Below are 21,271 nucleotides of genomic sequence, written 5' to 3' on the forward strand. Positions count from 1 at the left end.
TGCACCCTTACTCCATCCACAGCTGGTCAAAGTTTTTAAAACCCCAGTCTTCCACCCGCTCACGCGCCACAATCTCTTCATTACAGCGCGCACCGGCTAAATCGATAATTTCTTGTTCAACCGGCACTTTCGACTTGCTCGAAAAAAACACCTTAACTTTGGGCTTTAACAAAGAGTTCTGATCTTGTTCAATCACCACACCCAAACGACCACTGGCTAAACGCACCAGCGAGCCAATGGGATAAATTCCTACTGTACGAACAAAAGCTTGGAATATTTGCGGATCAAAATGACCATGCCACTGCGCCATACGCTGAATTGCCTCTGAGGGTCCCCAACCTTTTTTATACGGCCTGTCGGAGGTAACTGCGTCATACACATCGCACACAGCCGTCATGCGTGATAACAAGCCAATTTCTTCATGCGTAAGTTTATGTGGATAGCCGCTGCCATCAATTTTTTCGTGATGATGCAGGCAGGCATCTTGCACCTCAGGGCTTACTGAAGAAATGCCTCTTTTTAAATAGCGCGCACCGTACAGCGGATGCATACGAATACGCTCAAACTCGGTATCGGTAAGGCTGGTTGGCTTATTCAAAATCGACTCAGGGATCGCCATCTTCCCCAAATCATGCAACAAGCCGGCTAAGCCCGCCTCACGCATCTGCTCTTCATCAAACTGCATTTGCCGCGCTAAAGCCATCATCAGTGCGCTGACTGCGACCGAATGCATATAGGTATATTCATCCACCTGCTTTAGTCGCGCTAAGCTTATTAACGCGCCGGGATGACGCATGACTGATTCGGTCATTTCATTTAGAGCGGTTTCCACCTGCTGGATATCGACTGCTTTACCCATGCGTACGTCGCTAAACATACTAACTACAGCATCACGCGAGCGCTCGCATATATTGGCCGCTCGCTGTAATTCGCTAACCAGATCACTTTGTTCTGTTTGTTTGTTGGCTGCGGCTAAAATACTTTGTGCACGCTGATTTGCCTGCTCTTGGGTTACGCCTTCCTGCGCGTCCAATCCCTTGCTGACATCAATCCATACTTCAGTGACTGAGCTTTGACGTAAACGCTGCAAATCAGTTGGGTTATCCAGTAAAAAACCTGTTTTCCAAAACGGGTGATCCATCCATGAGCCGCATAACTCATGGATGTACATGCCTAACACCACACTGGAAACAGGTATTTGCTTTAACATGGCAAGCTCACGAACACTCAAGTCAAATTATAGCTTAATAGATTAATGCACCTCAGAAAGCAACGCACATACTTTTTCTTAATTTACACCGCTGCAATCATGTATCCCGCTTATCTGTGACGCACTACGAGCACTAAAGACTTTGCAACAATTGCTCAACCTGACTTACGCGCTGCTTTAATTGCTCTTCGCTCTGACAGCGTACAGTGATATGTCCCACCTTGCGCCCCGGCTTTTCCGCTTTGTTGTAATCATGTACATGTGTATCTGCGATTTGCAGTATTTGCTGCGCTGTTGGCATGCGCCCTACGCAGTTAAGCATAGCGCTATGCTCTAACGTAGCGGTGCTGCCCAACGGTAAGCCCGCAATAGCGCGCAGATGATTTTCAAATTGACTGCATTGCGCGCCCTCGGTGGTCCAATGCCCAGAGTTATGCACCCGTGGGGCGATTTCATTGGCCATTAAACCGTCGTCCACCACGAAAAACTCAAAACCCAGCGTACCGACATACTCCAATTCATTGAGCACGCGGCTGGCATAGTCTTCGGCGAGCGACTGCAACGGGTGCGCTTGGCTGGCAATCGATAAATGCAAAATTCCATCATGATGAGTATTGTGCGCCAGCGGATAACAGCGAACTTCGCCATCACGAGCACGCACAGCAATGACCGACACTTCGCTGGAAAAATCAACAAAGCCTTCCAACAAACAGGGCACATTGCCTAGCTCAGAAAAAGCGCCTTGAACGTCAGCCGTACTGCGTAAGACTTTTTGTCCTTTGCCGTCATAGCCCATGGTGCGAGTTTTCAAAATAGCAGGTAAACCCACCTTTGCTACGCCCTGCTCTAAACCTTCCTGCGATAACACATCGGCAAACTTAGTGACGGGTATACCTAGTTTTTCAAACAGCATTTTTTCGTTTAATCGATCCCGTGCAATACGCAAGGATTCAGCATTGGGATAAACCGGCACAAACTGGGATAAATACGCCACGGTTTCTGCGGGAACGTTTTCGAATTCAAAGGTAACCACATCTACTGATTGCGCCAGCTGCTTAAGATGCTGTTGCGAATCATAGTCACCCAGCAAGTGCTCGCCCAGTGCTGCGGCACAGGCATCTGCGGCAGGATCTAAAAATGAGAACTGCATACCTAGCGGTGTACCCGCCAACGCTAGCATGCGACCTAACTGGCCACCGCCTATCACGCCTACTTTCATGGGTTAAGCCTCACGTGGGTCTGGGTTAGCCAAGACGGCTTGGGTCTGCCGCTCACGGTACTGGTGCAGCGTTTGCAAAATCTGTGGGTGTTGATGCGAGAGAATACTGGCTGCTAACAAAGCGGCGTTGATCGCCCCCGCCTTACCAATCGACAGCGTAGCTACAGGTACGCCAGCAGGCATTTGCACAATAGAGAGCAATGAATCCACACCAGAGAGCATGGACGACTGCACTGGCACTCCCAGCACTGGCAAATGGGTTTTTGCCGCACACATGCCTGGCAAATGCGCCGCGCCGCCAGCACCGGCGATAATAACTTGGATACCACGCTCATGCGCCTGCTCGGCATAGCTAAAGAGTAAGTCAGGGGTACGGTGCGCAGAAACCACCTGCACTTCGTAAGCTATGCCAAGCGTTTCCAGCATATCAATACTATGACTCATGGTGGACCAGTCCGATTTGGACCCCATAATTACACCGACCAATGCGTTCATGTGTTTCGCCTCTGTATGCAAATAAGTTTTTATAGTACACAAATAATAAACCACGCTATACGGCGTGGTTTATCTAATGGACTAATTATAACTCAGGGCCCGGCATTATTGAATGCACAATACCCCCTCTCCTTAGTTTTCCTGCCCATCACGATCACGGTACCCTAGCAAATACAAAATGCCATCCAAGCCCAGCGTTGATATCGCTTGGCGCGCACTTTTCTTCACCATGGGCTTCGCCCGAAATGCCACACCCAAACCAGCTAAACCAAGCATCGGCAAATCATTAGCTCCATCGCCCACAGCAATGGTCTGCTCTAAACGCAAACCTTCTTTTTTAGCCAACTCTTTGAGCAAGTCTGCTTTACGCTGCGCATCAACAATAGGCTCAATGGCGCGACCGGTCAGCTTGCCATCGATGATTTCCAGTTCATTGGCATACACATAATCTATACCCAGCTTGGCTTGCAGCTGTTTAGCAAAGTAGGTAAAACCGCCGGATAAAATCGCCGTTTTATAACCGAGGCGTTTCAGTTCAGCAAACAGGGTTTCTGCCCCTTCGGTTAAGCGCAGCGAGTCGCCAATACTTTGCAGGACCCCTTCTGACAAGCCTTCCAACAAAGCTAAACGCTCGCGGAAACTGGCTTTAAAGTCCAATTCACCGTGCATGGCACGTTCAGTAATGGCTGCCACTTGCTCACCCACTCCAGCGGCTTTGGCCAGCTCGTCAATCACTTCTGCTTCAATTAGAGTGGAGTCCATATCAAACACGGCTAAACGGCGGTTGCGGCGGAACACCGTATCACGCTGAAAGGCAATATCCACGTTTAGTTCTTGCGCCACGCTTAAAAACTCAGCACGCAACGCATCGACATCTTTAGGTTCACCGCGCACGGAAAACTCAATGCAGCCTTTACTTTGATCCGCTGGCATATCTAACGGCATGCGTCCTGAAAGGCGATCAATATGATCAATGTTCAAACCATTGCTGGCGGTAATGGCACTAACACGGTGCAATTGCTCTGCTGTTACCTTACGGGTGAGCAAAGTCACTATATAGCGCGACTTGCCCTTACCTGACACCCAGTGCTGGTAGTCTTGCTCAGATACAGGCGTAAAACGTACCTGTTGATCCATTTTGTAGCCGGTAAACAGCACGTCTTTTAGTGTATCTGCCGCCTGCTTATCATGCGGAATCTCAACTAAGATGCCAAAAGATAGGGTGTCATGAATCACCGCTTGGCCTATATCAAGGACATTCACCCCCGTTTGCGACAGCACGCTCATAATGGCAGCGGTTAAGCCCGGACGGTCTTCACCCGTTATATTGATCAATACAATTTCTCGCAAGGCGCTACACTCCGCACTAAATCATTAAACAAAAGGCATTTTAGCCTGTATCACAAAAAGCTGCAGTAGTTATGCTGCTGTGTTCCCACGGCGGTTTTGTTAGAATTGCCTACCCTCTAACGCCTTAACTGAGTTCTCTTCATGCAAATGCCCAAGCTGTTACGCGATCTGACTATCAGTCAAAAACTTGTTTTATCGTGCACAGCTATCTTGCTGTTTTCTATTTTGCTGTTTGGTTGGATGGTTTACGCTCAATGGCAATCGTCCACTCAGCAGCAGGCGGATGCACTGGGCGAGACTCTCATCAGCCAAACGGCCAAAGAGGCGATGATTTCTTTAGCCGCCGAAGATACCCTAGGCCTTAACATTCTGCTACGCGAACTGATTAATAATCCTTATGTAAGCCATGCTGCGCTCTACAGTCCTGACAACAGCACCCTAGTTGAAGTGGGCAAGCGCCCTGCGGCTAACAGCAACCTGTACAGCCACCAACTGACCTTTCAGCGTGTACTGGCTGGCACGTTACAAATTAGCATCGATGTTAAACGCTTACAGCAGCCCATGTATAAAAGTTTGCAAAGCATGGCGTTGTTGGCGCTGCTCATTTTAGCCGTCGCCATGTATTTGGTTCATCGCCTTGCAGTTAGTATTCGCAAACCGATGCAAACGCTCAAATACTGGGCACAAAATCCAGTCACCGCTGCTCCGCACACAGAACGCAACGATGAAATCGGTCACTTGGCACAGGCGCTAGATGCATTGCTGGCACCGCCCGTTTTGCATGATTTGTTGGCGGCTGAACAGACAAACTCTGAACCGGACAAACAAAGGGCCTCCAACCAGCATCTGGATGTCATGCAACTGCCTAGCGGCGTGCTGGATACCTGCAACCACGCAACCGCTGATGCCGAAAAAGCCAAGACAGCCACCATTGTTCTCGCTGTGCAGCTTAGCCTGAGTAAAAAACAAGAGCATTTATCCAGCCAACGGCTCACCCAGCTCTTTGATACCTATCATCATGCATTAATCAAAACAGCAGAGCTGTACAGCGCGCAGCTTATCCAGCTGGATGACGGGCGCACACTGTTGTTTTTTGATGATTCAAACGAGCATTTTGTGCGTTATTCGTTGTGCTGCGGCGAATTACTGCGCGAGTTTGGTCATAGCCTGCAAGTTGACATTGCCGACAGCGGTATCACCGTCGGCTTGCAACTAGGCATTAGTTATGGCGAAGTGATTAGCGATTTAACTCCAGCATCACTACTGAACCAACCCAGCGTAAAGAGTGCATTGGAGCTAAGCCGATTTAGTCGCAATCTACTACTGGTTAGTAACGAGTTAGCTGTTGATAGCCGCGCTCAGGCCTGTGCTCGCATTCGCAGCATTGCTCGGCCTGAGGGTGCGAACTGTGTTGAGCGACTGCTGGCACCCTATCCCGCTCAACTCGACAAACAGCTGCAGATACTGATGCAGTAAAAAATATTAGAAACGGTACACCTGGGGTTCAGCGACAACATCCGTGATGCTTGCTGGACTGTTAACCGTTTTATCCTCTGTTTGCTTGGCTTTATTACGTGTCGTAGAGGTAGCAGCTTTTTTGGGCTGTAAAAACGCTTTGACCTTAACGGCTAGCTGATCGGCTAAACGTTGTAACAGCTCACTCTGTACTTTTATTTGTGCTGCTAAATCACCGTCGTGGGGTTCTTCAAAACGCACAACATTACTGTCACGCGTAAGCCCCTGCGCGTCCAATAAACGCCACTGTGCTTCCAGCACTACCGGCTGTTGCGGGCCTGAGTCAAGCCTGCTGATATTTAAAACTATCTGCGCCTGTTGCTCTACACCTACCCGATCGGGGTACAGCGCGATATGGCTGTTGCCCGTTTGCTGTGCAATATAACGCAATAACAACAAACCTATTTCTTCTTGCAAGTCGCCCGCCCAACGACCTTCACGGCTATACAATAAACGCCCATCTGGCTGACGTTGTAGGATATGCTCACGTTGCAAATAATCAGCAAGTTTAACCGGTCCTATCAATACTGCCGGCCCCTCAATCGCAGTGTTCATAGTCTGTGTATCACGCTGCAGCTGATAAAACTCAACCGGCGCAAAACTACAGCCAGCACTTAAAGTAAAAAAAGCTACCAATACTGCGCTTAAAAAACCACGCCCAAACTTCATCAAAATCACCGTTTTTTTCCAAAAAGCAACGACTGTGGTTGCTGCTCTATAGTTTCTGCCGTGCGCTGCAATGCCTTGCTAGCTTGGGCGACATTTTGTAAGGCCTGCAGCACCTCGTACTGCAGCTCTGACTGCGGCCCGATACTACGCTTACCTTCCACAACCAATTCATCCATAGCTTCTAATGCCTGCTTAGCACTGTGCGCTGCCATACGCATATCCGTCAAAGCTGCTTTAAGCTCATCGCTGCCATCCTGCACATTGTCTAACATACTGGGCAACACTTTCTGTAGCTCGCTACTAATTTGGGCGAAATTTTGCACTGTCTGACTAAACCCTGCCAGACCTGACTGCAAATCCGGCGAGTTTACTAGCTTATCCACACTGGCTAACGTTTGGTTCACGGCAAGCAAGGTTTCTTTAACTGGCACTTCTTTGAGACCTGCAACCAAATCGCGCAACAAGTCAGCCGCTTGATCAATCTTTGAGGGCACGGTAGGAATTACAGGTAAATCAACAACGCTAGGATCGCGCACGTAACCTACCTGATCAGGGAAAATATCTAACGCCACTATGGCTTTGCCCGTTAAAAAGCTAGGCGTCTGCAGCTGCGCCCGTAAACCACGCTCAATAAGCTGAGTAATGGAGCTATTGAGTTGCGCGCCGGTATGTTTTTTTCGACCGTGATCGGTAGTGATACGAATGACCACAGGCATGATGACGTCTTTTAATTTGGGGTCATAGGACAGGCGAATATCCTGCACACTCCCTACCTTTACCCCGCGATAGGTGACGTCAGCTCCCACATCCAGCCCATCCAAAGCACCAGTAAAATACACCACATATTCCACGGGACGGCTAAACACATTGTCACGTGCCATGATTAATAGCCCAGCAACAAATAGCGCTATGCCAGAAAAAATAAACACACCAATTAAAAAAGGTTTTCTAGGTTGGCTCATTGTGAGTCTCTCTTTTCAATTTGCTCTGTGCGCTTTAAGAATCGCTGAACCACGTCCGGCCCATCATTTAGCAGCTCATCGAGCGTACCCAAAGCAATCTGGGTGCGGGTTTGATTGTCTAAAAACAAACAGGTATCCGCGACTCGGTAAATACTGGGCAACTCATGGGTAACCAGCACAATACTGGCGCCCAGTGTGTCACGCAATTGTAAGATAAGCTCATCCAAAGCCATAGAGCTTAGCGGATCCAGCCCAGCAGATGGCTCATCAAAAAACAACACTTGCGGGTCCAATGCCAACGCACGCGCCAGCGCGGCGCGCTTACGCATGCCACCAGACAGCTCAGCCGGATACAGCTGCTCACAACCTGCCAAACCCACTAATGACAATTTAATGGTCGCCAGCTCACTTCGTTCAGCCTGACTCAGGTTAGGCCGCCACGTTTCTAGCGGCAGGCAAATATTTTCTTCTAGAGTCATTGCCCCCCATAGGGCAGCATTTTGATACAGCACACCAAAGTGTTGCTGTGACTCAGCACGCTTATCCTCAGTTTGCGCCCAGTAATCACGCCCTTGAAATAAAATCTGTCCTGCCAGCGGCGCTTGCAAACCGATTAAATGGCGTAGCAACGTACTTTTTCCACAACCGCTGCCACCCATCACCACAAAGACTTCGCCTTTGCGAATGCTAAAGTTGAGATCGCGCTGAATGACAAGTTCGCCGTACCCTGCACTTAGATCTTTGGCCTGCAACACCACATCCGTCATGCTTAGATCCCCAGCCTAGTGCAAATAATCGTAATCAGTGCATCACTCACGACCAATGCCACAATAATGCTCACAACCGCTTTAGTGGTCGCCTGTCCTACTGCTTGAGCATTGCGACCACTGTTTAACCCGTAGTAACAACCAATCAAGCCGATCAGCATTGCAAAAATAACGCTCTTAAATAGCCCAATAAAAAAATCGGTGGTAGAAACCATTTGCAGACTTTGATTAAGGTATTGAATCGCCGAAATATCGTATAAACCATAACCAATAATAAAGCCGCCCAGAATCCCTAAGGCATCAGCAAAGCAGGTTAAAATCGGCATGCTCACCAGCAGCGCTAACACTCTGGGCAAGACTAAAAACTCTAACGGTGGAAAACCAAAGGTTTTCAGCGCATCAACTTCCTCATTGGCCTGCATACTGCCTAACTCGGCGGCATAGGAAGCACCGGTTCGACCGGCCATAATTACCGCGGTCATCAGCGCACCCATTTCACGAGTCATGCCTATCGCCACCATGTTGGCAATGTATATTTGCGCGCCAAAAGCTTCCAACTGTACAGCGCCGACAAAGGCCAAAATCAAACCCACCAAGACCGCGATCAATGCCACGATAGGCAATGCGCCCGGACCACACTGTTGAAACGCATGCCAGAAATCCGTTTTGCGTATCCGTGCTCGACCAAAGGGCACGCGTAAAGCACTTAGCGCCACTTCACCTAAAAAGGTAGCGCTGCGCTCTAGCATGGCAGCTAATGCAAACGCTCCAAGCCCCAAACGGGTCAGCCAGCTATAGTCAGGGGTTGTTTCAACTTGCACCTGAGTTGAAGGGGTTGCGGCCATCTCTAATAGACGCTGCATGCCTTCAGTCAAACCTTGAATATCCAAGCCGACTTGTTCTTGCTCAGCCAGCCGCTGCACCCGGCGAATCAGCGCCAGCAGACTTGAATCCCACTCTGCCACTTCAATCTGCAACCGAACCTGCTTGGGTAATCGTCCTGCTTGCCGCCAAACTTCGATCACCTCAGGTTTGCGCGTATGTAATGTCCAATGCCCAGCCACCAGCAAACAGGACGTCTGCTCATCTTGCTGCCATGTCAGCTCTGCACTGGTTTGCATAGACACCTTACTCCTTTGGAACGCTGATTCCGTCAACACGCTGGAAGCCGCGCGGCAACTTGTTACCACGCCTGCCACGCTCACCACAATAATGCTGCAAATCGGTGCTTTTCAGGGTTAATGTGCGCTTGCCCGATTCGACAAGCAAGTTAGCGCCCTCTGGCACTAGAGCAAAATCCACCACCAACTCTTCACGCTTCGCGGCACGCTCGCTAGGAATACCAATGAGTTTGTTGCCCTTGCCTTTGCTAAGTTGTGGCAAGTCCGTTACGGGGAACAGCAACAATCGACCGTCCGTAGTAACCACAGCAATCTGCACATTTTCTTGCGTGCGTAGCCGTTTAGGCGTTAACACCTTGGCTGCTTTAGGCAGACTGATTAACGCTTTGCCGGCTTTATTTTTGGCCAGCATTTCTTCGCCCTTAATAATAAAGCCATAGCCTGCATCAGACGCTAACACATATAGGTCCTGCTCGTTAGGTAGCAGTACATGCTCAAAGGTCGCGCCAGCTGGGGGGCTTAAGTGACCCGATAGCGGCTCACCATGTCCACGTGCCGATGGTAAAGTGTGCGCCAATAATGAGTAACTGCGCCCACTGCTATCAAGAAACACTGCATGTTGATTAGAACGTCCTAATGCCGCGGACTTAAACGCATCACCTGTTCTATAGGCTAAACCTGCAGGATCGATATCATGTCCACGCGCACTGCGTACCCAACCTTGGGCAGAAACCACCACGGTTACCGGTTCAGCAGGTGTTAGATCTGCTTCAGAGAGCGCACGCGCTTCACCACGCGCAACCATGGGCGAACGTCTGTCATCGCCGTAGGTTTGTGCATCGTCTACCAGTTCTTTACGCACCAGCTTTTTCAGTTTAGCTTCACTTCCCAGCAGGCTCAGCAAGCGTTCACGTTCTTTACTGAGCTCGTCTTGCTCGCCACGGATTTTCATTTCTTCCAAACGAGCTAATTGACGCAAACGGGTATCAAGGATGTAATCGGCCTGTACCTGCGTGATGCCAAAACGCTCCATCAACACCGCTTTGGGATGTTCTTCGTTACGGATGATTTCAATCACTTCGTCCAGATTTAAAAAGGCGATTAACAGCCCCTCTAATAAATGCAGACGCTTTTCTACTCGGTCTAAACGAAATTGCAGACGTTTACGTACCGTTTCCACACGAAACACCAACCACTCGGTCAGTAGGGTACGCAGATCTTTTACCTGGGGTCGGCCATCCAAGCCAATCACGTTCATGTTGACGCGATAGCTTGACTCTAAATGTGTCGTGGCAAACAAGTGCCGCATTAATTCTTGTGTATCCACCCGATTCGAGCGCGGCACAATTACAATACGGCAGGGGTTTTCATGGTCTGATTCATCACGCAGGTCCACCACCATGGGCAGCTTTTTTTCCTGCATTTGTGCAGCAATTTGTTCAATTACTTTCGCACCCGATACTTGATGCGGCAATGCGGTAACAACCAGTTCAGAGTCTTCTTCGTGATACACAGCACGCATGCGTACTGAGCCACGACCTTGCTCATAAAGCTTTAACAGCTCATCGCGTGGCGTAATAATTTCTGCATCGGTTGGGTAATCCGGCCCGGGAATATGTTCGCACAATTCAGTTACTGTCGCGTCTGGGTGATCCAGCAGATGAACACAGGCGGCCGCCACTTCTCTAAGGTTATGCGGCGGCACATCGGTGGCCATACCCACGGCAATCCCTGTCGTACCGTTAAGCAGCAGGTTCGGCAAACGCGCTGGCAACACATCCGGCTCATCCATGGTGCCATCAAAGTTGGGCACCCAATTAACCGTACCCTGCCCTAACTCGCTGAGTAACACCTCGGTATAGCGTGCCAAACGCGCCTCGGTATAGCGCATGGCGGCAAAGGATTTTGGATCATCGGGAGCACCCCAGTTACCCTGACCATCCACCAGCGGATAGCGATAACTAAAGGGCTGCGCCATGAGCACCATGGCCTCATAACAGGCACTATCACCGTGGGGGTGATACTTACCTAATACGTCACCCACGGTACGCGCTGATTTTTTATGCTTTGAATCCGCATCCAATCCAAGCTCACCCATGGCGTAAACAATACGCCGCTGCACGGGTTTTAACCCATCGCCAATATGCGGCAGAGCGCGATCCATAATTACATACATGGAGTAGTTCAAATACGCTTGCTCGCTAAAATCCGCCAGCGAGCGACGCTCTACTCCATCTAAACTTAATTCAACACCATCAGTCATAATAGGCTTCGCAAAGATTGATTGATTTTATACTTCTGAGACAACGAAAACATTCACGCCCACACAGCGGTTTACACGCTGACCTCAGCCAGATCGCCTTTACTTTCCAACCAGCTTTTGCGGTCGGCGGCGCGTTTCTTGGCCAGCAACATATCCAACATTTCTTCTGCAGCGCTACCGTCATGCATAGTTAGCTGCACCAAGCGGCGCGTATTGGGATCCATAGTAGTCTCCCTAAGCTGCGGCGGGTTCATTTCACCCAAGCCTTTAAAGCGTGTCACCTGTGGCTTGCCGCGCTTTTTCTCAGCTTCAATACGCGCCAAGATGGCATCCCTCTCTTCATCATCCAGCGCGTAAAACACCTCTTTTCCCAAGTCAACGCGATACAAAGGCGGCATGGCTACATACACATGCCCAGCATCAACCAAGGCTCTAAAGTGGCGGACAAATAGCGCACACAGCAAGGTCGCAATATGCAAACCATCTGAGTCGGCATCCGCCAAAATACAAATTTTTCCGTAACGTAACTGGCTTAAATCTTCTGCGCCGGGATCAACACCTATAGCGACAGCAATGTTATGGACCTCCTGTGAGCCCAGCACCACGCTGCCATCCACTTCCCAGGTATTCAAAATTTTGCCGCGCAAAGGCAAAATCGCTTGGTATTCTTTATCACGCGCCTGCTTGGCACTGCCGCCTGCAGAATCACCCTCTACCAAAAACAATTCACTGCGACTTGGATCTTGCCCTGCACAATCCGCTAGCTTGCCGGGTAATGCTGGGCCTTGAGTGACCCGTTTGCGCTCTACTTTTCGCGCTGATTTTAATCGCCGACCTGCTTGCTCAATCACCATGTCCGCCAACTGCAAGCCGAGTTCGGAGTGAGTGTTAAGCCAGAGACTAAAGGCATCCTTTACCGCACCGGTGACAAAACCAGCCGCCGTGCGTGAAGAGAGACGCTCCTTAGTTTGTCCAGAAAACTGCGGCTCTTGCATTTTTAGTGATAAAACAAAACTGATACGCTCCCAAATATCCTCTGGGGCCAGCTTAACGCCGCGTGGTAACAGGCTACGAAAATCACAAAACTCACGCAGCGCATCTAATAACCCTTGACGTAAACCGTTTACGTGGGTGCCACCCTGCGCTGTAGGTATCAGGTTAACGTAACTTTCCTGGATACTGTCACCACCTTCGGGCAACCAAAGTAACGCCCACTCGACACGCTCACCCGTCCCCACCAACTCGCCACAAAAAGGCGCCTCTGGCAGACGTGGCCATTGCGCTACCGCATCAGCCAAATACGTACGCAAACCATCCTCATAGAACCACTCTATTTTCTCATCGGTGTTTTTATCATGAAAGCTAATGGTTAATCCCGGGCACAATACTGCTTTAGCCTTCAGCACATGCTTTAAACGACTGATAGAAAACCGTGCGCTATCAAAGTAACTGCCATCGGGCCAAAACCGCACACTGGTGCCCGTATTACGCCGACCCACTGCGCCAATCACTTCCAGCTCACTGGCTTTAAAGCCATCGCGGAAACTCATCTGATATTCTTGCCCGTCACGGCGCACTCGCACCTCAAGCTGGGTCGACAGTGCGTTAACCACGGATATGCCCACGCCATGTAAGCCGCCTGAGTACTCATAGTTTTTATTGGAAAACTTACCGCCGGCATGTAAACGGGTAAAAATCAGTTCAACCCCAGAGATACCTTCTTCCGCATGAATGTCCACCGGCATACCGCGACCGTCGTCAATCACCTCTAAAGACTGGTCTTCATGCAACACCAGCTGAATACTGCGTGCATGTCCAGCCAGCGCCTCATCCACACTGTTATCGATAACTTCCTGGGCTAAATGATTGGGGCGGGTGGTATCGGTATACATGCCCGGGCGTTTACGCACCGGGTCCAAACCTGATAGAACTTCAATGGCATCAGCGGTGTAGGTAGTGTTGGTCATGCAGGATTCTTTTTGAATGAAGATGAATAGTGAAAATCAGTGTTGATGGTACAGAGAAATGGCCAGAATTCGCCATTATAGGAGGCGGCATTCTAGCAGAATTATACACCTAGAGTTGACACCGCAGAATATGCTTAATACCCGGTAACATCCATATCCGGATGAAACAGGTCGGCAGCAACGCGTGAAACACCTGTGCTAAAGCGACCATCATTAAACAGCTTTAGCCAACGATAACCAGGCGCGCAATCGTCTACCGCAAAATCAATACTCTGGGGTTTAAACTGCACACAGGTAGAGGGCGCTGACAGCAAGTGCACATCGTTGCGCAGCGACTCAAACTCTTGATGAATATGTCCCCAAATAACACCTTTGACACTGCTATAACGATCAGTGATGGCCAAAAACTCATCGGCATTACGCAAGCCCAAATTGTTCAGCCACGCACAGCCTATCGGCACGGGGTGATGATGCAAGGCTATTAGCACATGCCGTTCTTCAGCAGTATCCAACGCTTGTTCAAGCAGTTGCAGCTGCTCAGGCGTCAAATAGCCAAATACAGAGCCGTCCACAGAGGAGTCCAGCAAGATAATCCGCCAAGCATCTAGATCATAAATGGGCTGCAGCCATTGGGTCGCCGCGCTAGAGCTGTGCAACACACTGTTGACGTCATGATTACCTGCCATCCAGCGCAAGGGCGCATCGATTCTACTGACTTGCTCAATAAAATGCCGATACGAGCTGGCTGTGCCATCTTGGGAAATATCGCCCGTTCCTAGTACTAAATGCACATCTGGCTGTTCGCTTAATACTTTATCAATCACAGCCCGCAAACTGGAATAGGTAGATATGCCAAGCAAACAACCGTCCTTTTCTTGAAAAAGATGGCTGTCAGTTATCTGCACAATAGTGGTGCTTTTATTTGAATTATTTGGCACTACCACCACAGGATTACTCCTAATTTAAACGTGCACGGATTATGCAAAGCATCGGATTAAAGCGCAAATTTTAAAAGCTACCCAGTTCACACTAACGTCGCTGAATGTTTTTTGCGTATTAACAACAACCTCGCCTATACTAAGTCACAGGATGGTATGAACAAATACAATAAAAAATCAATGTATTGCATTCCAAATTTGAAGTTACTTGCATTATGTTATTAACAAACTATGTGTGCACATCCAACTTCAGTGGAGGTTTACCATGGCCAGACCGCAAAAACTTACACATCCCCTGTATGAGTTACTTGTGAACGAAGACGTGCAGGGCTTCAACAACCTGTGCAGCAACTACGAAAGTATCGACTTTCGCGGCGGCGATTTTCGCGGATTAAACTTACGTGGACTAAATGCACAGGGCATTGATTTCAGAGACGCCTATCTGCGCAGTTGCGATCTGCGCGGCATTGATTTTAGAGAAGCTTTGCTAGAGGGCGCTAGCCTAAACAAAGCGCAAATATCAGGCTGCTATTTTGCTAAGCACCTGTCCGCCGAAGAAATTCTGATGTCCATTACGGCAGGAACACGCTTAAGGCGCTGTGTTTAACAAAACAATTATGTATATTGCGCAACAAATCACGCAAAAGCCTGCGTGGTGCATTATCATTACGCACCTATATATATTAGGCAGGAAAACCCTCTATGTACTTACTGGGCGAACAGTCGGCCTATGCCGAAACATTAATTCGTCGACTCCAAGGAGTTCCACAACAGTTACTACAAGGCCTAGAGCCTTGTGGTGCTGCGTTAGTCTTTGAGCACAACGAAGACTTATCCCACGTACTGGCTGACAACCAGCTGTATGTAATCAAAACCGGTGTGGTACACACACTGGTTGATCAGCGTCCGCTATTTTATCTAAAAGAAGGCGACTTCATTGGCTTACGCCAAGGACTGGATCTACCTCGATGGCACTACAAACACGAAGACCCAATCAGCCTGATTCCCTATGACCGCCGCGCCGTGTTCAAGCACGTCTACTCCTGCGAAGAACGCCAAGAACTATACAACCTATATATCCTAGGCCAGTCCACACTGGCTGTAGATGCTCTAGCGCGCCTCAAGCAGCCTGACATCCACCCATCCACCGGCTTCCAGCACTTTGCTCCCGGCGAAGAGCTTATTCGCCAAGGCGAAATCGCCGAGCACGTCTTTATTATTATCGAAGGGCATGCCGAAGCCTGGGTAGACGGGCAAAAGGTAGGCGATGTTAGCAAAGATGAAATCTTTGGTGCCATGGCCGTGTTTACCCAAGAGTCGCGCACGGCAACGGTAATCGCAACTGAACCCTGTACCGTAATGGTCATCCCTAAAGATCAGTTTCTCTCGCTGATGCAAAGTAACCCACGCATCGCTAACAGCCTCATCGAGAGCATGGCACGCCGCATTGATCTGATGAACAAAGAAATCACCATGTTGCGTGCTCAGGCAGAAACCGCTCCAGCATAAAACAGCATGCAATCAAATACAGGGGGCTATACAATAGCCCCTTTATTTATTGCAATTGTTAGAGATAATTATGTCCAAGCAGGGTTTGCTCTTAGTTAATTTAGGCTCGCCTAAGTCCACCTCAGTGGCTGACGTTAAAACATATTTAAACCAGTTTCTGATGGATCCTTATGTAATCGATCTGCCTTGGCCTATACGCCGCTTACTCGTTTCTCTCATTCTTAGCAAACGCCCGCCTGAGTCTGCTCAGGCCTATGCATCTATTTGGTGGCCAGAAGGTTCGCCACTAGTCGTCATCAGCCAACGCTTGTGCGATAAAGTGCGTGAATTATGGTCGCATGGCCCAGTTGAGCTGGGCATGCGCTACGCTGAACCTTCAATTGAAAAAGCACTGTTAGCACTGGTGGAACAAGGGGCAAAAAGCATTGTTTTGGCACCGCTGTATCCGCACTTTGCCGACAGCACCACCACAACAGCGATTGAGGAAACTCAGCGTATTATTGCTAAGCACAGCTTGAATATTAAGCTAAAAATCTTGCCTGCCTTCTACGCTGACCAGCCCTACCTTGATGCGCTGCTGTCCACGACACAACCCAGTTTGGCGCAAGACTTTGATCATCTATTATTAAGTTTCCATGGTCTGCCAGAACGCCATTTACGCAAACTTGATCCAACCAAATCGCATTGCTTATCTGGCCCAGACTGCTGCAAAACCGCGCCACAAGAAGTGCTAGACACCTGTTACCGTGCTCAATGTATCCGTAGTGCAGAGTTATTTGCCGAGCAAGCGGGGCTTAAACCTGCGCAATGGTCGGTCTCTTTTCAGTCCCGCTTAGGGCGCGCTAAATGGATTGAGCCTTACACCGAAACCCATCTGGATGAGCTGGCACAACAAGGCGTCAAGAGGCTGCTAGTGATGTCACCTGCTTTTGTCGCTGACTGTGTAGAAACCTTAGAAGAATTAGCCATCCGCGGGCGCGAACAATTTATAGCTGCAGGCGGTGAGTCCTTGGAACTAGTTCCCTGTTTAAATGACGAGCCCGTCTGGGCGCAAGCGCTGGTGCAGCTGTGCGAAGCGCTTTAATACGCTGCTCAGCTACCACAGCTCGCTAGGCTCTTTTTTCTCGCTGTAAACGCGTAATAATACGATCGAGCGAATTTGCAAACGCCTGTTTGTCCTGCTCGGAATAACCGCGCGGACCACCGGTCATCTGTCCTGTATCACGTAAATCGGTAAACAAATTACGTAACGCTAGGCGCTCACCCATATTCTTATCACTAAACTCATTGCCGCGTGGGTCCAGCACCGCCACTGAGTTTTTTACCAGTCGGTCAGCCAAAGGGATATCACTGCAGATCACCAGCTCACTGGGCTGAGCATGTTCCACAATATAATCATCGGCTGCATCTGGACCACTGGGCACGACTATCAATTGCACACAGGCAAAAGGCGGCTTAGCTTGCGCTTGCCCTGCCACCATCAGCACTGCAAGATTACGCTTAAGAGCAAACTTAACCACCAAGTCCCGCGCCAAACGTGGGCAAGCATCGGCATCAATCCAAACACGCATCAAACTATTCCTCAGTATCGGGCGTAGGCGGCAACGGCGGCGGTAAAGGACCACTCGCACCTCGCCAGCGACGTACGACTTTTTGAAAAAACAAACTATTGGGTATCTGCAGCAAAGCACCTTGGTTTTCTACAGTGACATCCTCCAGCGTGGTGTAGAGCATATTGATTGCTACAACTCGTCCACGTACACCTAGTTTATCCGCACTTTCCAGCACCTCAACGGTATCACCGATACGAAAAGGTCCGACCGTAATAATAAGCGTGGCGCAAAACAAGTTCGACAACACACTCCAAGCCGCAAAAAACGCTATTGCAGCAACCGCCGTAAACCCCGTAATCGCCGTCCATAAAGCGTTAGCTGACACTCCCAGTCGTTCTAAAATAAGCAAAAACGCACTGCCAAGAATCAACCAGCGCAAGGCACCACGTAACGGAAACAGCATGCTTGGCGGCATGTGATAGCGTTCGGCAACACGGGTAACCGCTTGACTCAACAGCCGTTGCGCCAGCCAAGCTAAAAAAACAATTAATAAAATACGCCCGCCGGGAATTAGAAAATCCACCCACTCAGCAGTCCATTCCTGCAGCCAACTTTCGTCCATGCGCTACCTCCACTTATTGATCATTCACAGCGCATCCAAAAAACTGTGCGCTGGACAGTCTGTATTAGCTGATTAGTGTAACTGCAGCTGTTCGAGTTGTTCCATCGATTCTAACCATTGATTTTCAATGTCATCGGCCTGCTGCTTGAGCTTGACCTGCTTGGCCAACAGCTGTTTTAAGGCATCACGCTGCTCGCTACTGTAGAACTCGTTATCCGCTAATTGCAGCTCGATCTCAGCTAACTGTTGCTGTACATGACTGAGTTCTTTTTCTAGCTTTTCTACCTGTTTACGATAAGGTGCTAGCTGTTTGCGCACCTCTGCTTCAGCTTGACGCTGTGCTTTACGATCAACCTTGTCGCCGACGTTCACGGGCTCAGCTTCATCGCTACTGGAGCTGCTGGCGCGATACTCTTGCAGCCAACGACTGTATTCATCCAGCTCGGCATCAAATTCGGTCAGTTCACCATTGGCGACTAAGTAAAAATCATCGACCGTGTTTTTTAACAAATGCCGGTCGTGCGAGACCAGCAATACCGCCCCACTAAAATGCTGCAATGCTTGAGTTAAAGCATGACGCATCTCTAAATCCAAGTGGTTGGTGGGCTCGTCCATCAGTAACAAGTTGGGCTTTTGCCAAGCTATCAAGGCTAAAGCTAACCGCGCTTTTTCGCCGCCAGAAAAATTCTCTACCGGCTCATCACAGCGATCGCCACGGAAATCAAAACCGCCGAGGAAATCCCGTAACTTTTGTTCCCGCTCAGTTGGTGCGATGCGCTGTAGATGCAGTAAGGGGCTGGCTTGAATATCCAGTGCATCCAACTGATGCTGGGCAAAATAACCAATTGCAAGGTTTTCACCACGATTTTGCTCGCCCGCCAACAGGTTTAGCTCTTGCGCAAGGGTTTTAATCAAGGTCGATTTCCCTGCACCGTTAGGACCCAACAAAGCAATGCGCGCACCCGGCATAAGCTGCAAACTCACATGCTTAAGTATGGCCTGTTCACCATGACCTAAACTAGCATCGCGCAAACTCAACAAAGGTGTTGAAATTTTATCCGCCTCACGGAAGCTAAAATTAAAAGGCGAATCAAAGTGCGCTGGGGCTAGCTCTTGCATGCGCTCTAATGCTTTCACGCGGCTTTGTGCCTGTCGTGCTTTACTGGCTTTGGCCTTAAAGCGGCGAATAAAGTCTTGCATATGCGCGCGTTCTGCTTGCTGTTTTTCGAAGGCTTGTTGCTGCTGTAACATGCGTTCTGCACGCGCACGCTCAAAGGCACTATAACCGCCGCGGTACAGCACCAGCTTTTGCCGCTCAAAATGCACAATATGATCAACTACCGCATCCATAAAATCGCGGTCGTGGGAAATCAACAGCAAAGTGCCCGGATAGCTTTGCAACCAGCCTTCCAGCCACAAAATCGCATCTAAATCTAAGTGGTTGGTGGGCTCATCCAGTAACAACAGGTCTGAGGGACACATAAGTGTTTGCGCAAGATTTAAGCGCATGCGCCAACCACCCGAAAATGATTGCACCTGCTGGTCCATCTCTGCGGCACTAAAGCCTAATCCAGCCAACAACTTACGTGCGCGAGTATCCGCGGTGTAGCCGTCAATCGCATCCAGTTGTGCATGCAGCAACCCCACTGCAGTGCCTTCCTGCGTGTGCTCTAGCTGCTGCTGTAGCCGACGCAACTCAGTGTGGCCATCCAGAACATAATCCAGTGCGCTGCGCTGCAATGCGACAATTTCCTGCTGCATATGCGCAATGCGCCAACTACTGGGAATTTGGCACTCACCGGTATCGGCCTGCAACTGTCCTTGCAATAAGGCAAACAAACTCGACTTGCCAGCGCCATTAGCACCGACCAAGCCCATTTTTTGTCCGGGATGAACCGTTAGCTCTACTTGGTCTAAGAGTCGCTGCGGACCACGTTGAAGGCAGAGATTGATTAAGCGAATCATAGATAAAGAGCTAACCTTGGCAATAGAAAATCAGCCGCGGATTATAGCGTAGTTTGTTTGATTCCCTAAACTTTGGGAAACCGCCCTGGCAGCATTTATAACCCAGCGCACCGACTGCATTCCTTTGCAGGCTGCGCACACTTTGTTTGTCAGCGGGTTAGTTTAATTACGTTTTCGAGTTGGTTATTGACCGAATAACGCCCTTTTTCATCGCGCACCACGTTGCCTATAGCAACCTTGGCATCATGGGTAAAAACAATACGTCCATTGCGCGCCACCAAGTCGCTGAGCAACTCCTGCTTTTCTTCAATCAGCGCCTCGGCAAAGCGGTCATAGCCCATGGTAATCGGCAAATGCACCCAGGGTGCACCGGGAATCAAATCACTGGCATACACCACAGGGCCGTCTTGCAAGCTTACTTCCGGCAGCATCAAGCCCGGCGTATGACCATTGCTCCAGTGCAAACGCCAACCTTCGCCAAGCAGCTCGTGTTCGGTAGCACCGGTTTCAACCAGTTGCAAACGACCAGACTGCTCCAGCAAGCGATGCAACTCAGGAATGTAGGAGGCGCGATCACGTGCATGGGGATTATTAGCGCGTTGCCATTGTTCTGCACCAACAATATAGGTGGCATTAGGAAATAACAGCTGAGGTTCTTGCTCAGCAGACCAGGCAGATAACAAGCCGCCAGCATGGTCAAAATGCAAGTGTGTCAGCACGACAATATCAATATCCTGCTCACTTAAACCCTGCTTGGCCAGCTCATCAAGCAGCACATGCTCAGCTTCCTGCACGCCGTAACGCTCTTTCATATCCGGTGAGAAAAACGCACCCACGCCTGCTTCTATCAACACATTACGTCCGGGCTCTTGCACCAGCACAGCACGGCAACCTAGCTCAATACGATTAAGCTCATCAGGCTGTATCCAACGCTGCCACAGTGCTTTGGGCGCATTACCAAACATGGCACCGCCATCTAGTTTTTGACTGTTACCATTGAGAGTCGTGATGCTACGCATGGGTAGCTCCTTTTTTGTTATGAATTGTCGTCGTTTATAACAATAGGAAAACGGCTTTTATATGCGCTTTTAGTCGTGCGCAAGCTAACTAATCTACCTGCACAGACACGCACCTGATCGCGCCCGA

General features: G+C 49.6%; 19 protein-coding genes. 4 read left to right on the plus strand and 15 right to left on the minus strand.

What is annotated here, in order from left to right:
- Window positions 1-7: 7 nt before the first annotated feature.
- The 4 genes from QEZ41_RS05960 to serB all read right to left on the minus strand — a co-directional run bounded on the left by QEZ41_RS05960 (window position 8) and on the right by serB (window position 4,274).
- The gene (locus QEZ41_RS05960; RefSeq protein ID WP_289410483.1) at window positions 8-1,210 is read right to left on the minus strand and encodes a cyclic di-GMP phosphodiesterase; all 1,203 of its coding nucleotides are present in this window, start codon (window positions 1,208-1,210) and stop codon (window positions 8-10) included.
- Window positions 1,211-1,343: 133 nt separating this feature from the next.
- Window positions 1,344-2,429 carry a 5-(carboxyamino)imidazole ribonucleotide synthase gene (locus QEZ41_RS05965; protein WP_289410484.1) on the minus strand — a complete coding sequence of 362 codons (1,086 nt, stop codon included), beginning with the start codon at window positions 2,427-2,429 and terminating at the stop codon, window positions 1,344-1,346.
- A gap of 3 nt (window positions 2,430-2,432) precedes the next feature.
- A complete protein-coding gene (purE, locus tag QEZ41_RS05970) occupies window positions 2,433-2,924 on the minus strand; it encodes a 5-(carboxyamino)imidazole ribonucleotide mutase (RefSeq protein WP_289410485.1) in 492 nt (163 codons plus the stop codon).
- 132 nt (window positions 2,925-3,056) lie between these two features.
- A complete protein-coding gene (gene serB / locus QEZ41_RS05975) occupies window positions 3,057-4,274 on the minus strand; it encodes a phosphoserine phosphatase SerB (RefSeq protein WP_289410486.1) in 1,218 nt (405 codons plus the stop codon).
- 141 nt (window positions 4,275-4,415) lie between these two features.
- On the opposite strand from serB, the gene QEZ41_RS05980 reads away from it, so the two are divergent.
- Entirely contained in the window at window positions 4,416-5,750 is a 1,335-nt protein-coding gene (locus QEZ41_RS05980) for a histidine kinase (protein ID WP_289410487.1), read from the plus strand.
- Between the two features lie 6 nt (window positions 5,751-5,756).
- Here the strand turns inward: QEZ41_RS05980 and QEZ41_RS05985 are convergent, their stop codons facing one another.
- The 7 genes from QEZ41_RS05985 to cpdA all read right to left on the minus strand — a co-directional run bounded on the left by QEZ41_RS05985 (window position 5,757) and on the right by cpdA (window position 14,485).
- On the minus strand, window positions 5,757-6,458 hold the full coding sequence (locus QEZ41_RS05985; protein WP_289410488.1) for a PqiC family protein: 702 nt from the start codon (window positions 6,456-6,458) through the stop codon (window positions 5,757-5,759).
- Window positions 6,459-6,463: 5 nt separating this feature from the next.
- A complete protein-coding gene (locus QEZ41_RS05990) occupies window positions 6,464-7,420 on the minus strand; it encodes an MlaD family protein (protein ID WP_289410489.1) in 957 nt (318 codons plus the stop codon).
- The gene (locus QEZ41_RS05995) at window positions 7,417-8,187 is read right to left on the minus strand and encodes an ABC transporter ATP-binding protein (protein WP_289410490.1); all 771 of its coding nucleotides are present in this window, start codon (window positions 8,185-8,187) and stop codon (window positions 7,417-7,419) included. The genes QEZ41_RS05990 and QEZ41_RS05995 overlap by 4 nt, the downstream gene beginning before the upstream one ends.
- Before the next feature lie 2 nt (window positions 8,188-8,189).
- Window positions 8,190-9,308, minus strand: a complete 1,119-nt coding sequence (locus QEZ41_RS06000) for an ABC transporter permease (RefSeq protein ID WP_289410491.1) — start codon at window positions 9,306-9,308, stop codon at window positions 8,190-8,192.
- 7 nt (window positions 9,309-9,315) lie between these two features.
- Window positions 9,316-11,571, minus strand: coding sequence for a DNA topoisomerase IV subunit A (gene parC, locus QEZ41_RS06005; RefSeq protein WP_289410492.1), 2,256 nt, complete (start codon window positions 11,569-11,571; stop codon window positions 9,316-9,318).
- A 71-nt stretch (window positions 11,572-11,642) separates the two neighbouring features.
- A complete protein-coding gene (gene parE, locus QEZ41_RS06010; RefSeq protein WP_289410493.1) occupies window positions 11,643-13,538 on the minus strand; it encodes a DNA topoisomerase IV subunit B in 1,896 nt (631 codons plus the stop codon).
- A gap of 134 nt (window positions 13,539-13,672) precedes the next feature.
- Window positions 13,673-14,485 (minus strand): 3',5'-cyclic-AMP phosphodiesterase, encoded by an 813-nt coding sequence (gene cpdA, locus QEZ41_RS06015; protein ID WP_434556796.1) that lies wholly within the window; start codon window positions 14,483-14,485, stop codon window positions 13,673-13,675.
- Window positions 14,486-14,741: 256 nt separating this feature from the next.
- On the opposite strand from cpdA, the gene QEZ41_RS06020 reads away from it, so the two are divergent.
- The 3 genes from QEZ41_RS06020 (at window position 14,742) to hemH (ending at window position 17,069) form a co-directional block, all read left to right on the plus strand.
- Window positions 14,742-15,083, plus strand: coding sequence for a pentapeptide repeat-containing protein (locus QEZ41_RS06020; protein WP_289410494.1), 342 nt, complete (start codon window positions 14,742-14,744; stop codon window positions 15,081-15,083).
- A gap of 95 nt (window positions 15,084-15,178) precedes the next feature.
- Window positions 15,179-15,985 carry a Crp/Fnr family transcriptional regulator gene (locus QEZ41_RS06025; protein WP_289410495.1) on the plus strand — a complete coding sequence of 269 codons (807 nt, stop codon included), beginning with the start codon at window positions 15,179-15,181 and terminating at the stop codon, window positions 15,983-15,985.
- Window positions 15,986-16,055: 70 nt separating this feature from the next.
- Window positions 16,056-17,069: a ferrochelatase gene (hemH, locus tag QEZ41_RS06030; RefSeq protein ID WP_289410496.1), complete on the plus strand. Its 1,014-nt coding sequence runs from the start codon at window positions 16,056-16,058 to the stop codon at window positions 17,067-17,069.
- A 25-nt stretch (window positions 17,070-17,094) separates the two neighbouring features.
- On the opposite strand, the gene QEZ41_RS06035 is transcribed toward hemH, so the two are convergent.
- From QEZ41_RS06035 to QEZ41_RS06050, 4 genes are all read right to left on the minus strand, one after another.
- The gene (locus QEZ41_RS06035; RefSeq protein ID WP_289410497.1) at window positions 17,095-17,556 is read right to left on the minus strand and encodes a YaiI/YqxD family protein; all 462 of its coding nucleotides are present in this window, start codon (window positions 17,554-17,556) and stop codon (window positions 17,095-17,097) included.
- 4 nt (window positions 17,557-17,560) lie between these two features.
- A complete protein-coding gene (locus QEZ41_RS06040) occupies window positions 17,561-18,160 on the minus strand; it encodes a mechanosensitive ion channel domain-containing protein (RefSeq protein WP_289410498.1) in 600 nt (199 codons plus the stop codon).
- A 72-nt stretch (window positions 18,161-18,232) separates the two neighbouring features.
- A complete protein-coding gene (locus tag QEZ41_RS06045; RefSeq protein ID WP_289410499.1) occupies window positions 18,233-20,125 on the minus strand; it encodes an ATP-binding cassette domain-containing protein in 1,893 nt (630 codons plus the stop codon).
- A 149-nt stretch (window positions 20,126-20,274) separates the two neighbouring features.
- The gene (locus tag QEZ41_RS06050; protein WP_289410500.1) at window positions 20,275-21,144 is read right to left on the minus strand and encodes an MBL fold metallo-hydrolase; all 870 of its coding nucleotides are present in this window, start codon (window positions 21,142-21,144) and stop codon (window positions 20,275-20,277) included.
- Window positions 21,145-21,271: the final 127 nt, after the last annotated feature.

It is taken from the genome of Thiopseudomonas acetoxidans, assembly GCF_030362935.1.
Classification (GTDB): Bacteria; Pseudomonadota; Gammaproteobacteria; order Pseudomonadales; family Pseudomonadaceae; genus Thiopseudomonas; species Thiopseudomonas acetoxidans.

Bases quoted from the DNA above. Each gene is read 5' to 3' on its own strand.
- QEZ41_RS05960 (WP_289410483.1), bottom strand. From the start codon at position 1,210: ATGTTAAAGCAAATACCTGTTTCCAGTGTGGTGTTAGGCATGTACATC.
- QEZ41_RS05965 (WP_289410484.1), bottom strand. From the start codon at position 2,429: ATGAAAGTAGGCGTGATAGGCGGTGGCCAGTTAGGTCGCATGCTAGCG.
- purE (WP_289410485.1), bottom strand. From the start codon at position 2,924: ATGAACGCATTGGTCGGTGTAATTATGGGGTCCAAATCGGACTGGTCC.
- QEZ41_RS05980 (WP_289410487.1), top strand. From the start codon at position 4,416: ATGCAAATGCCCAAGCTGTTACGCGATCTGACTATCAGTCAAAAACTT.
- QEZ41_RS05985 (WP_289410488.1), bottom strand. From the start codon at position 6,458: ATGAAGTTTGGGCGTGGTTTTTTAAGCGCAGTATTGGTAGCTTTTTTT.
- QEZ41_RS05990 (WP_289410489.1), bottom strand. From the start codon at position 7,420: ATGAGCCAACCTAGAAAACCTTTTTTAATTGGTGTGTTTATTTTTTCT.
- QEZ41_RS05995 (WP_289410490.1), bottom strand. From the start codon at position 8,187: ATGACGGATGTGGTGTTGCAGGCCAAAGATCTAAGTGCAGGGTACGGC.
- QEZ41_RS06000 (WP_289410491.1), bottom strand. From the start codon at position 9,308: ATGCAAACCAGTGCAGAGCTGACATGGCAGCAAGATGAGCAGACGTCC.
- parC (WP_289410492.1), bottom strand. From the start codon at position 11,571: ATGACTGATGGTGTTGAATTAAGTTTAGATGGAGTAGAGCGTCGCTCG.
- parE (WP_289410493.1), bottom strand. From the start codon at position 13,538: ATGACCAACACTACCTACACCGCTGATGCCATTGAAGTTCTATCAGGT.
- QEZ41_RS06020 (WP_289410494.1), top strand. From the start codon at position 14,742: ATGGCCAGACCGCAAAAACTTACACATCCCCTGTATGAGTTACTTGTG.
- QEZ41_RS06025 (WP_289410495.1), top strand. From the start codon at position 15,179: ATGTACTTACTGGGCGAACAGTCGGCCTATGCCGAAACATTAATTCGT.
- hemH (WP_289410496.1), top strand. From the start codon at position 16,056: ATGTCCAAGCAGGGTTTGCTCTTAGTTAATTTAGGCTCGCCTAAGTCC.
- QEZ41_RS06035 (WP_289410497.1), bottom strand. From the start codon at position 17,556: ATGCGTGTTTGGATTGATGCCGATGCTTGCCCACGTTTGGCGCGGGAC.
- QEZ41_RS06040 (WP_289410498.1), bottom strand. From the start codon at position 18,160: ATGGACGAAAGTTGGCTGCAGGAATGGACTGCTGAGTGGGTGGATTTT.
- QEZ41_RS06045 (WP_289410499.1), bottom strand. From the start codon at position 20,125: ATGATTCGCTTAATCAATCTCTGCCTTCAACGTGGTCCGCAGCGACTC.
- QEZ41_RS06050 (WP_289410500.1), bottom strand. From the start codon at position 21,144: ATGCGTAGCATCACGACTCTCAATGGTAACAGTCAAAAACTAGATGGC.